At 71.4% G+C, this 10,934-nt stretch carries 11 protein-coding genes; 9 read left to right on the top strand and 2 right to left on the bottom strand.

The annotated features are described in order from the left end of the window. The coding region (locus ACK4SE_RS13700) for a hypothetical protein (RefSeq protein WP_409693800.1) at positions 1 to 246 on the top strand (246 nt) is incomplete at its 5' end. A 105-nt stretch (positions 247 to 351) separates the two neighbouring features. Beyond that, a complete protein-coding gene (locus ACK4SE_RS13695; RefSeq protein ID WP_021698339.1) occupies positions 352 to 561 on the top strand; it encodes a cold-shock protein in 210 nt (69 codons plus the stop codon). Between the two features lie 64 nt (positions 562 to 625). Here the strand turns inward: ACK4SE_RS13695 and ACK4SE_RS13690 are convergent, their stop codons facing one another. Continuing rightward, positions 626 to 2,038: a M28 family peptidase gene (locus ACK4SE_RS13690; RefSeq protein ID WP_409693798.1), complete on the bottom strand. Its 1,413-nt coding sequence runs from the start codon at positions 2,036 to 2,038 to the stop codon at positions 626 to 628. Between the two features lie 132 nt (positions 2,039 to 2,170). Here ACK4SE_RS13690 and ACK4SE_RS13685 point away from each other — a divergent pair, with 132 nt between their 5' ends. The 3 genes from ACK4SE_RS13685 to ACK4SE_RS13675 are packed head-to-tail and all read left to right on the top strand — an operon-like array spanning position 2,171 to position 5,624. Continuing rightward, on the top strand, positions 2,171 to 3,247 hold the full coding sequence (locus tag ACK4SE_RS13685) for a site-specific DNA-methyltransferase (protein ID WP_409693795.1): 1,077 nt from the start codon (positions 2,171 to 2,173) through the stop codon (positions 3,245 to 3,247). 56 nt (positions 3,248 to 3,303) lie between these two features. After that, positions 3,304 to 4,056 (top strand): ABC transporter ATP-binding protein, encoded by a 753-nt coding sequence (locus tag ACK4SE_RS13680; RefSeq protein ID WP_409693792.1) that lies wholly within the window; start codon positions 3,304 to 3,306, stop codon positions 4,054 to 4,056. Continuing rightward, on the top strand, positions 4,053 to 5,624 hold the full coding sequence (locus ACK4SE_RS13675) for a hypothetical protein (protein ID WP_409693790.1): 1,572 nt from the start codon (positions 4,053 to 4,055) through the stop codon (positions 5,622 to 5,624). Before ACK4SE_RS13680 ends, ACK4SE_RS13675 begins: the two co-directional genes overlap by 4 nt. Here the strand turns inward: ACK4SE_RS13675 and ACK4SE_RS13670 are convergent. Further along, entirely contained in the window at positions 5,566 to 6,639 is a 1,074-nt protein-coding gene (locus tag ACK4SE_RS13670; RefSeq protein ID WP_409693788.1) for an A/G-specific adenine glycosylase, read from the bottom strand. The two genes, ACK4SE_RS13675 and ACK4SE_RS13670, sit on opposite strands and share 59 nt — an antisense overlap. Before the next feature lie 20 nt (positions 6,640 to 6,659). Here ACK4SE_RS13670 and ACK4SE_RS13665 point away from each other — a divergent pair, with 20 nt between their 5' ends. From ACK4SE_RS13665 to ACK4SE_RS13650, 4 genes are all read left to right on the top strand, one after another. Then, positions 6,660 to 7,214, top strand: a complete 555-nt coding sequence (locus ACK4SE_RS13665; protein WP_409693785.1) for a DUF721 domain-containing protein — start codon at positions 6,660 to 6,662, stop codon at positions 7,212 to 7,214. A gap of 96 nt (positions 7,215 to 7,310) precedes the next feature. Next, positions 7,311 to 7,934, top strand: coding sequence for a thioredoxin domain-containing protein (locus tag ACK4SE_RS13660; protein WP_409693783.1), 624 nt, complete (start codon positions 7,311 to 7,313; stop codon positions 7,932 to 7,934). Positions 7,935 to 7,936: 2 nt separating this feature from the next. Next, on the top strand, positions 7,937 to 8,599 hold the full coding sequence (locus ACK4SE_RS13655) for a DsbA family protein (RefSeq protein ID WP_409693780.1): 663 nt from the start codon (positions 7,937 to 7,939) through the stop codon (positions 8,597 to 8,599). A 27-nt stretch (positions 8,600 to 8,626) separates the two neighbouring features. Continuing rightward, on the top strand, positions 8,627 to 10,934 hold a 2,308-nt coding region (locus ACK4SE_RS13650), incomplete at its 3' end, for an AAA family ATPase (protein ID WP_409693802.1).

Raw genomic sequence — 10,934 nt, 5'->3', positions numbered from 1 at the left:
GTCTACCAGTTTCGCCACGCCCGCGAGCCGAACGCACCTATAGCCATCCGGCGGTTCGCCGCCAAGGTAACGGGGTGTCGGCGAGCTGTTGCGATGGCGGCGCAAGGCCGGTCCGCCGGGGCGCAGCCCGGCCTGGTTTGCCCTGCCCTGCGCCTCCCGGCCGGCGGCTGTTTGTGGAAAATCGCCTTACGCCTTGCTTTCGCCCTCGCTTTCCGCCATCTTGGGTTGGTCGATCTCTTTGCGTAACGCCCCGTTCTTCTATGCGACGCATTGAGGCCAGCCGTTTCCATTCAGACCCGACAGGCCGATCAGGGATGTCCCCTGCGGCCAATGCTTAAAGGAGGTCATGATATGGCTACCGGCACCGTTAAATGGTTCAACCCCACCAAGGGCTTCGGCTTCATCGAGCCCACCGACGGCGGCAAGGATGTGTTCGTGCACATCTCGGCCGTTGAGCGCGCGGGCATGAACTCGCTGAACGAAGGCCAGAAGGTTTCCTACGAGCTGGAGCGCGATGCGCGCTCGGGCAAGGAATCCGCGGGTCAGCTGCAAAGCGCCTGATCCTTCACGGATCGGATGAAGGGGCCGGTGTCGAAAGACACCGGCCCTTTTTCGTGGGCGAAGCCTACCGGAAGTCCACGTCGGAGTCGGCGATGAGCCACAGCAACGCGGCCCAGGCGGCGACGTTCTGGTCCAGATTGTCCGGGTCGACGCGGTCAATCACGTCGTCCACGGTGTGGTGCACGTCAAAATAGTCGGTGCCGTCCTGCGCCAGCCTGAAGGCGGGCACCCCCAGCGCCACGGTCGGGCCGGTGTCCGGTCCGCCGCCCCGCGCCGGCGCGCCGTCCCAGACGATGCCGAGCGGCGTCAGCACCCGCATGGCGGCGCGCTGAAACTCGGTTCCCCCCATGCCCTCGGGCAGGCCCAGGGCGTAGATCGGCCCGGCGCCGAAATCGCTTTCCGAAATCGCCACATGATTCGCGGCCTCTTCCCGGATGGAGTCCGCATAGGCCCGCGCGCCCGCCAGACCCTGGGCCGGGGCCGGCTGGCTGACTTCCTCGGCCCCCCACCAGACCACGCGGATGGTGCGGCGCGGACGCTCGGGCAGGTCGGCGATCAGCTTCAGGGCCGCGGTGGTGATGCCGATGCCGGAGGCGTCGTCGATGGCGCCTGTCCCCAGATCCCAGCTGTCCAGATGGCCGCCGATGGTGATGACCTCGTCGGGCCGCTCGCTGCCGACCACCTCGGCGATGACGTTCTGGGAATAGGCGTGGCCGGTGAAGCCCGCCGTGGAGAACAGGCGGATGCGGATCGGCTCGTCCGTCATGGCGGCCATGCGGGCCAGTTGGTCCGCGTCGGGCGGGCTGATGGCGAAGGCCGGCACGGCTTCGTCGCTGACCGAGGTGGCGCCGGTGTGGGCGAAGCGGTGATCGTGGGTGCCCAGCGAGCGCAACAGGAAGCCCACCGCCCCGCGCCGCGCCGCCTCGGTGGGTCCCTGGAACCGGATCACGGAGGTGGAGCCGTAGCCGCGCCCGTCCTGGGCCCGGGGGGTGTCCTGCAGCACCACGGCGATCTTGCCCTCGAGCGCGCCTTCGGGCTGGTCCAGCAGATCCTGATAGGTGCGGAAGATCACGGCCTCGCCGGTGACGCCGTCGGCCGGCGTGGCCATGGCGCCGCCCAGGGCCGTCACGGTCAGCGGCTGCGGAAAGGGCGACAGCACCTCGACCTGCTCGACGCCCCGGTTCCAGACCGCCAGGGGGAACTCGTGAATCCGCACGTTCTGCAGGCCCAGTTCGCGCATATAGCCTTCGCCCCACGCCGCCGCCGCGCGCTCGGCGTCTGTGCCCGCCATGCGGGGGCCGAAGCGGGTAGTGATCTGCTCGACCACGTCATAGGCGATGGTGCCTTCCAGCGCCCGGTCGCGCAGGGTCTCGGCGGTGCGGATGGCCCCGGCGTCCTGGGCCATGGCGGGGGCAGCGAACAGGCAGGCGGCGGCGACCGACGTCGCCAGACGGGAAAAAACGGACAACAGGCGCACCCCATGAGATTCTGAACTGGTCGCGGAGCCTAAAGCGTCAAGGCGGGGGCGCAAGCGCGACGGAATCAACCGGTCCTTAACCGCGATGATTCACCAGTGTGACCGTTGCAGTTCACGCGGGGCCCTTCGACCATGAGTATCAAGACCGATGTCGTTCTGAGGGGCGACTGCATCGAGGTGCTGAAGGGCCTGCCTGACGCCAGCGTCGACATGGTCTTCGCCGACCCGCCCTACAATCTGCAGCTGGGCGGCGACCTGCTGCGGCCGGACAATTCGAAGGTGGATGCGGTCGATGACGACTGGGACCAGTTCGAGAGCTTCGCCGCCTATGACGCCTTCACCCGCGCCTGGCTGAGCGAGTGCCGCCGGGTGCTCAAGCCCGAGGGCTCCATCTGGGTGATCGGCAGCTATCACAACGTCTTCCGGCTGGGCGCCGCGATCCAGGACCTGGGCTTCTGGGTGCTGAACGACATCATCTGGCGCAAGTCCAACCCCATGCCCAATTTCAAGGGCACCCGCTTCACCAACGCCCACGAGACGCTGATCTGGGCCGCGCGCAGCCGCGAGCAGAAGCGCTACACCTTCAACTACGACGCTCTGAAGGCCTTCAACGAAGACACCCAGATGCGCTCCGACTGGACCTTCGCCCTGTGCACGGGCGAGGAGCGGATCAAGGACGAGGACGGCAAGAAGGCGCACCCGACCCAGAAGCCCGAGGCCCTGCTGCACCGGGTGATGCTGGCCGCCACCCGGCCCGGCGACGTGGTGCTGGATCCCTTCTTCGGCACCGGCACCACCGGCGCGGCCGCCCGGCGCCTGGGCCGCCACTTCATCGGCATCGAGCGCGAGGAGACCTACGCCAAGCTGGCCGAGAAGCGCATCAAGGCCGTGGTCCCCGCCGCCCCTGAGGACCTGGCGGTGATGGGCTCCAAAAAGTCCGAGCCGCGCGTGCCCTTCGGCGCCCTGGTGGAGGCCGGACTGCTGCGGCCCGGCGACCGCCTGTATTGCCCCAGGGGCGAGCGCGAGGCGCGCGTGCGCGCCGACGGCAGTCTGGCCCACGGCGATCTGACCGGCTCGATCCACAAGCTGGGCGCCCTGCTGGACAACGCCCCGGCGTGCAACGGCTGGACCTTCTGGCGCTACAAGACCGACCGGGGCTTCCAGCTCATCGACGACCTGCGCACCCAGATGCGGGCCGGGATGCAGTGATGCGTTGACGCCCTGCCCCGCGCGCGTCACCGTCGAGTGACGACAGGGGATGCGTAATGAGTTCACCGGATGTCGCCGCGCTGGAGCTGCGCGGCCTGAAGAAGGTCTTCACCCGCCCCGCGGTGGATGGCCTGGATCTGACCGTGCGCGCGGGCGAGCTGTACGCCCTGCTCGGCCCCAACGGCGCGGGCAAGACCACGACCCTGCGCATGGTGGCAGGCCTGACCCAGCCCACGGCGGGCTCGATCCGCGTTTTCGGCGCGGACGCCGTCGCCGATCCCGTCGCCGCCAAGCGCATGATCGCCTGGCTGCCGGACGAGCCCATGCTCTACGACAAGCTCACGCCCATGGAGTATCTGGAGTTCGTGGCCGGGCTGTGGGGCGTGGACGCGAAGACCGCGCGCAAGCGGGCCCAGGAACTGCTGGAGTGGCTGGCCCTGTGGGAACATCGGGGCGAGCGGTGCGAGGGCTTTTCGCGCGGCATGAAGCAGAAGGCGGCGCTGGCCGGCGCCCTGATCCATGAGCCGCGCCTGCTGATGCTGGACGAGCCGCTGACGGGTCTGGACGCGGCCATGGCCCGACAGGTCAAGGACGTGCTGCAGGAGAAGGTGCGCACCGGCGCCACGGTGATCCTGACCACCCACATTCTGGACGTGGCCGAACGCATGGCCAATCGCATCGGCATCATCCAGCACGGACGTCTGCTGGTCGAAGGCAGCCTGGCCGAGCTGGGCGCGCGCGCGGGCCGTGAGGGCGGCACGCTGGAGGACGTGTTCCTGGACCTGACCTCCGGCCCCGTCCCCGCATGATCCGCTTTCTGAAGGCGGGTTCGGTCCCCTGGCTGCTGGCGCACGAGGTGCGGCTGGCCTGGCGCGCCATGGACGGCAAGTCCGGCGAGAAGAAGGAAGGTCTGAGCGGCAGCAAGGCGGTGCTGATCCTGCTGGTGGGCATCGGCCTGCTTGGTCTTGTGGGCGGCGGGGTCGGGCTGGCGTTTCTGGTCTGGCGGTTCCCCCTCGGACCGAGCCCCATGGCGGCCCTGATCGCCACCGGCGCCATGGGCGCGATCCTGACCCTGATGCTGACGAACGCCATCAACTCGTCGGTACAGGCGTTGTACCAGCGCGGCGACATGGACCTGCTGCTGTCCTCGCCCCTCAATCCGCGGGTGGTGCTGACCGTAAGGCTGGCGGCGATCGCGGCGGCCACGGGGCTGCTCTACTACCTGCTGGTGACCGCGTTCGTGCTGGCGGCGTGGGCGCTGGGCCAGCCGCACTGGCTGACCCTGTACGGCCTGATCGCGGGTCTGACCCTGATCGCCACCACCCTCGGCCTGGGCCTGACCATGGCCCTGTTCAGACTGATCGGTCCGCGCCGGACCCGGGTGGTGGCGCAGATCACCGCCGGGGTCGTGGGCGCCTCCGCCTTTCTCGGCAGCCAGATCTACAACTTCGCCCGCCCGCGCGGTGATGACGAGGGCGTCAATGGCCTCGCCGAACTGTTTCAGTCCTGGGCCGCGTCGGACGCCTTTCAGGACGGGGGCTGGGGCACCTGGGCCCTGCGCGCCCTGCTGGGCGAGGCCCTGCCGCTGATCCTGTTCGTCGGGGCGTCTCTGGTCGTGTTCGCCGTGGCCATCTCGGCGCTGGCGCGGCGCTTCGCCGAGAACGCCGCCGCCGCCGTGGGCGACCGTGCGGGGCCGAAGCCGCGCCGCGTGGCCGACCGCGCCTTCACCAGCGGCCTGACGCGGGTGATGGTGCAGAAAGAGCTGCGCCTGCTGGCACGCGATCCGCAATTGATCAGCCAGGTGCTGCTGCGGCTGCTGTATCTGCTGCCGCTAGGCTTCATCCTGTTCCGAAACGCCCAGTCGGGCGTGGGCGTGGCCTTCGGCGCGGGGGCGGTGGTGATCATGGCGGCCCAGTTGGCGGGGAGCTTCTCATGGATCACCATTTCGGCGGAGGACAGCCCGGAGTTGCTGCGCTCGGCTCCTGTGCAGCAGGGCCGCGTCGATCGGGCCAAGCTGTACGCCGCCCTGATCCCGGCCATGAGCCTGACCGCGCTGGCGCTGGCGGGGCTGGCGGTGATCGCGCCGCTGGCCACGGGCGTGGTGCTGATCGGCTGCCTGGCCGCCTCGGCCTCGGCGGGCCTGATCAACATCTGGCGTCAGAAGCCGGCCCAGCGCCGCGACTTCCAGAAGGGCGGCAAGGGCTCGATCCTTGTGGGCATCGCCGAATTCATCATCGGCGCCCTGTGGGCCATCGCCACGGGCATGGCGGTGGGCGGGATGATCTGGGCTGTGCTGCCCGCCGCCCTGGCGGTCGGGTTCACCCTGATGCTGCGCCGCTCGCCCGGGAAGATCGCGGCGGCCGCAGCGCTTTCCTGAACACGCTGGGCAGGGCCTGGGCGGCCTCGTCCTCGTCCGTCCAGATGAAGTCGCCCTGCCCGGTCGCCTCGAACACCGTCAGGGTCAGGGCGAAGTGGGTGAAGACGTGCTCCACCTCGCCGGTGGCCCGCCAGTCCGCCGGAACCGGCGCGGCCTCGACGCCCGCACCGGTCTGGTCCCAGGCGCTGGTAGGCAGGCCCAGCATGGCGCCCAGAAGCCCCCTGTCCGGTCGCCGCTCCAGCGCCACCCGCCCCTGCCCGTCCCGCAGCACGAACACAGCGCCCTTGCGCCGGGGGCGGGCGACCTTCTTCGTCTTGAGCGCATAGCGGCCGGGATCGCCGGTCCTGAAAGCCGCGCAGCCGAACGCCAGCGGACAGCGGTCGCACAGGGGCGCCTTGGGGCGGCAGACGGTGGCGCCCAGATCCATCAGCGCCTGGGCCCAGTCGCCGGGTCGGTCATCGCGCACCAGCGTGGCGGCAAGACGTTTGAGCTCGGGCTTGGCGGCGGGCAGCGGCGTCTCCACCGCGAACAGGCGGGCGGTGACCCGCTCCACATTGCCGTCCACCACATTGGCGGGCCGGTCGAAGGCGATGGCGGCCACGGCGGCGGCGGTGTAGGCGCCCACCCCCGGCAGCGCCAGCAGCCCCGCCTCGTCATCCGGAAACACGCCGCCATGCTCGCTCGCCACGGCGCGGGCGCAAGCCAGCAGATTGCGGGCGCGGGCGTAGTAGCCGAGCCCCGCCCAGGCGGCCATCAAATCCCCGTCCGCCACCGCCGCCAGATCGGCCACGGTCGGCCAGCGCCGGGTGAAATCGAGAAAATAGGCGGTGGCGTGGGGGACGGTGGTCTGCTGCAGCATCACCTCGGACAGCCAGACGCGGTACGGGTCGGGCCGCACCCCCGCCGCGCGCTCATGCGGGCCCACCCGCCACGGCAGGGCCCGGGCATGGGCGTCATACCAGTCCAGCAGGGCCGCACGGACCGCGGGGACGAATTGGGGTGAGTCCGGCATCATGATCGGGGCTATATAGGGCCATGCCCCGCCAACTGCCCACAGACGCCGAGGTCCGCGAGATTCTGTCGCGCAAGCGGACGCGGCCCGCGCCCCGCCCGGCCCCGCCGGTCGGCCGGTCGCTGGCGCCCTTCATCCGCGAACTGGACAAGAAATACGGGCGCGGGGCCGAGGCGCTGCAGCCCCGCTGGCGCGAGATCGTCGGCGACCGGCTGGCCCGGGTCACCGAACCGGTGAAGCTGACCAGGGGACGCGGCAATGCGGGCGGCGCGCTGGAGCTGCGGGTGGCGGGCGCCGCCGCCCTGCTGGTCCAGCACCAGTCCGAGGAGATCATCGAGCGGGTGAACCTGTTTCTGGGCGCCGGATCGGTGGAAAAGCTGCGCATCTCGCAGGGGCCGGTGCGCGGGCTGGTGGATCCCGCCTCCCCCACCCGCCGCAGCCGTGCGGCCCCGCCTCTGGACGCTGCCGCCGAGGCCGAGCTGGCCCGGTCGGTGGACGCTGCGCCCGACGCCGTGAAGGCCGCCCTGCTCAAGCTGGGGCGGGCGGTGATGCGCAACACGCGCGGCGATCAGCGTTGACAAACCTTTGCCGTCCTTGTTCTCGACTGTGAGACCAGCGCGCGACGCCCGAGAATCGCGCGATCATGCCGAATTCATCTGATTGAGGAGCCGCCCATGCGCCCGACCTTCCTGAACCGCCGCGCCGCGATGATCGCCGCCGTCGGCGCGACCCTGGCCCTGGCCGCCTGCAGCGGCGGCGCGTCCGCGCCGGCCGAGGGCGACATGGCCAAGGGCGCCGGCGAGGACGCCGCCGTCACGGTGGTGGAGTACGCCTCGGTCACCTGCGGCGTCTGCGCCGCCTGGAACGAGCAGGTGAAGCCCGAGTTCGAGGAACGCTACGTCAACAACAACCGCGTGCGCTTCGTCTTCCGCGAGCTGCCCACCGCGCCCCAGAACATCGCCGTGGCCGGCTTCCTGCTGGCCCGCTGCGCCGGCGACGACCGCTATTTCGAGGTGGTGGACCAGATCATGCGCGCCCAGGCTGAATGGCAGCGAGGCGTGTCGCCTCGTGAGAGCCTGCTGCGCATCGCCGCCGACGCGGGCCTGAGCCAGGAAGAGTTCACCCGGTGCGTCACCGACGAGGACGCCATCCTGGCCATGGACGAGCGGGTCCAGGCGGCCCAGCGCGCGGGCGTCACGGGCACCCCCTACTTCACCGTCAACGGCCAGCACGTTTCCGACGTCTCCCTCGAAGGCCTGTCTGCGGCCATCGATCCGCTGCTCGAAGCCGAGGGCTGAGCGTGAGCCGGGCCGCATCCCTTCTGGCGGCCGTCATCCTGGCTGCGGCCCCGCCTTCGGGCGTGGCGGCCCAGACGGCGGGCGACGCGCATCAGGGCCACAACCATGCGCCGGTCGCGGCCTCGACGCCGGTTCCGGCGGTCACGGCGGAGGACCGCATCCTCGGCGATCCGGACGCGCCGGTGACAGTGATCGAATACGCCTCGTTCACTTGCGGCCACTGCGCCAACTGGCATGAGCAGGTCTTCCCGGCGTTGAAGGCCCGATTCATCGACACCGGACAGGTGCGCTTCGTCCATCGCGATCTGCCCACGGCGCCGCGAGAGCTGGCGCAGACCGCGGCGCTTGTGGCCCGTTGCGCCACGGCGGAGCAGTTTCCGGCCGTCGTCGACGCGCTCATGTCGGGGCAGGCGGCGATGTACGAAACCCGCGACGCGGACGCCTGGCTCATGGGAGCCGTGGAAGCCGGCGATCTGGGCGTTGAGCAGTTGCAGGCCTGCCTGAACGACCCCGAGGCAGGCGCACATCTGGCCGCTTCGGTTCAGGGGGCGAGAGACGCGGGCGTGGCGGGCACCCCCACTTTCTTCATAAACGGACAGCCGGTTGACGGCGACCTGGCCAGTCTCGAAGCCGCCATCACGACCCTGATCGAGCAGGGCGGCTGATCCGCCGTGGAATTCCTCCGCCTTCGCATCGCGGGCTTCAAGTCCTTCGTGGACCCGGTGGAATTCCATATCGAGCCGGGCCTGACGGGCATCGTCGGGCCCAACGGCTGCGGCAAGTCCAATGTGCTGGAGAGCCTGCGCTGGGTCATGGGCGCCAACTCGGCCAAGGCCATGCGCGGCCAGGGCATGGACGACGTGATCTTCGCCGGGGCCTCAGGGCGGCCCAGCCGCAACCACGCCGAAGTCCTGCTGACCATCGACAACGCCCAGCGACGCGCGCCCCAGCCGTTCACCGACGCGCCCCTGCTGGAGGTGTCGCGTCGGATCGATCGAGGTCAGGGCTCCACCTACAAGGTCAACGGCAAGGAGGTGCGCGCCCGCGACGTGCAACTGCTGTTCGCCGACGCCTCCACCGGGGCCAACTCGCCGGCGCTGGTGCGTCAGGGCCAGATCTCGGAACTGATCGCCGCCAAGCCCCAGAACCGCCGCCGCATCCTCGAGGAAGCGGGCGGGGTGGCGGGCCTGCATACCCGCAGGCATGAGGCCGAGCTGCGCCTGCGCGCCGCCGAGACCAATCTGGAGCGGCTGGACGACATCGGCCGCGAGCTGGAGACCACCCTCGCCCGTCTGAAGCGGGAGGCGCGTCAGGCCGAGAAGTACAAGAAGATCTCCGCCGAGATCCGGGCGCTGCAGGCCGCCCTGCTCTATGTGCGCTGGAACGACGCGCGCGTGGCAGCCGAGGCGGCGAAAGCCGAGCTGGCCGAGGCGGACCAGGCGGTGGCCGAGGCGACCCGGGACGCGACGCGGGCGCAGACCGCCGCGCTTGCCGCCCAGGAGGCCCTGAAGCCCGCGCGGGAGGAAGACGCGGTCGCCGCCGCCCTGCTGCACCGCGCCACGCTGGAGCGGGACCGGCTGGACATGGCCGAACAGGCTGTGCGCGAGGAGATCGCCCGGATCACCGCCGATCAGGCGCGCATCGCCGCCGACGCCGGGCGGGAGGAGGACGCCGCCGCCGACGCCGAACGGGAACTGGCGCGTCTGGCCGCCGAGCTTGAGGCCGTGCAGGCCGAGATCGCGGCCGCCCCCCAGCGGGGCCCCGAGCTTGAGGCCGCGCTGAAGATCGCCGAGGAGGCGCGCGCTGCGGCCGACGGCGAGGTGGAGCGCCAGGCCGGGGCGCTGGCCGCCGTGGAGGCGCGCGCCAACGCCGAGACGGCCCGCAAGCGCGACGCCGAGGCCCGTGTCAGCCGCGCCCGCCAGACGCTTGAGACCGCCCGCCGCGAGCGGGAGGCGCTGGGCCCGCTGGAGACGCCCGAGATCGCCGAGGCCCGCGCCGCGCTGGACGCCACACTGGAGGACCTGCGCGGCGCCCGCGAGGCGGTGGAGAGCGCCGAGACCGCCCGGGGCGACGCCGCCCGCGCCGAGGCCGAGGCCCGGCAGGAGGCGCGCAAGCTGGAGGACCGTCTGGGCCGTCTGCAGACCGAAGCGCGGGGGCTGGCCCAACTGCTGACCGCCGCCAAGCGGGACTTTCCCCCGGCGCTGGATCGGGTGCGGGCCGAGCGGGGCTATGAAGCCGCCCTGGCCGCCGCCCTGGGCGACGATCTGGACGCGGCCCTGGACGCCCGCGCCGCCGCCCACTGGGCCGGTTCGGACGCGCCGCCGCCTGCATGGCCCGACGGTGTGGAGCCGCTGGCCGGCAAGGTCACGGCGCCGGAACAACTGTCAGCCCGCCTCGGCTGGTGCGGGGTCGCCGCGCGGGAGGCCGCGCCGGATCTGGCCAAGGCCCTGCCCGTGGGCGCCCGTCTGGTGACGGTTCAGGGCGACCTGTTCCGCTGGGACGGCTTCGTGACCCGGGCCGAGGCGCCGCGCCCCGCCGCCATCCGGCTGGAGCAGCGCACCCGCCTGTCCGAGCTGGAAGGCGAGATCGACCGGGACAAGCCCGCCCTCGACGCCGCCCAGACCGCCCAGAAGACCGCCGCCGACGCCTTCCGCGCCGCTGAGGAGCTGCTGAAGACCGCCCGGCGCGGTCCGTTCGACGCGGAGAAGACCGTGGCCGCCGCCCGCGATCGGCACGAGGCCCTGAACCGCGATCAGGCGCGCCGCGAGGCCCGCGCCCAGGCGCTCGACGACACTCTCGTGCGGCTGGAGGCTGAAATGGCCGAGGCCGAAGCCGCCCAGACCGAGGCCCTGACCGCCGACACGCCGTCGGAGACCCTGGACGCCCTGCGCGCCGACCTGACCGCTGCCCGCGCCGCCGCCGAGGCCGCGCGTACGGCGTCCGCCCAGGCCCGCGCCGACCGGGACGCGGAGGCCCGCGAGCGCGCCGCCCGCGAGCAGC

The organism is Brevundimonas sp. (genome assembly GCF_046293315.1).
In the GTDB taxonomy this organism is placed as follows: Bacteria; Pseudomonadota; Alphaproteobacteria; order Caulobacterales; family Caulobacteraceae; genus Brevundimonas.
The sequence above is the reverse complement of the archived record's forward strand: the minus strand, read 5'-3'. Positions and strand labels throughout refer to the sequence as shown.

What these genes read in the sequence shown, in the direction of transcription:
- ACK4SE_RS13695 (WP_021698339.1), top strand. Translation starts at nt 352, where the DNA reads ATGGCTACCGGCACCGTTAAATGGTTCAACCCCACCAAGGGCTTCGGC.
- ACK4SE_RS13665 (WP_409693785.1), top strand. Translation starts at nt 6,660, where the DNA reads ATGCCCCGCCAACTGCCCACAGACGCCGAGGTCCGCGAGATTCTGTCG.
- ACK4SE_RS13675 (WP_409693790.1), top strand. Translation starts at nt 4,053, where the DNA reads ATGATCCGCTTTCTGAAGGCGGGTTCGGTCCCCTGGCTGCTGGCGCAC.
- ACK4SE_RS13670 (WP_409693788.1), bottom strand. Translation starts at nt 6,639, where the DNA reads ATGATGCCGGACTCACCCCAATTCGTCCCCGCGGTCCGTGCGGCCCTG.
- ACK4SE_RS13680 (WP_409693792.1), top strand. Translation starts at nt 3,304, where the DNA reads ATGAGTTCACCGGATGTCGCCGCGCTGGAGCTGCGCGGCCTGAAGAAG.
- ACK4SE_RS13660 (WP_409693783.1), top strand. Translation starts at nt 7,311, where the DNA reads ATGCGCCCGACCTTCCTGAACCGCCGCGCCGCGATGATCGCCGCCGTC.
- ACK4SE_RS13685 (WP_409693795.1), top strand. Translation starts at nt 2,171, where the DNA reads ATGAGTATCAAGACCGATGTCGTTCTGAGGGGCGACTGCATCGAGGTG.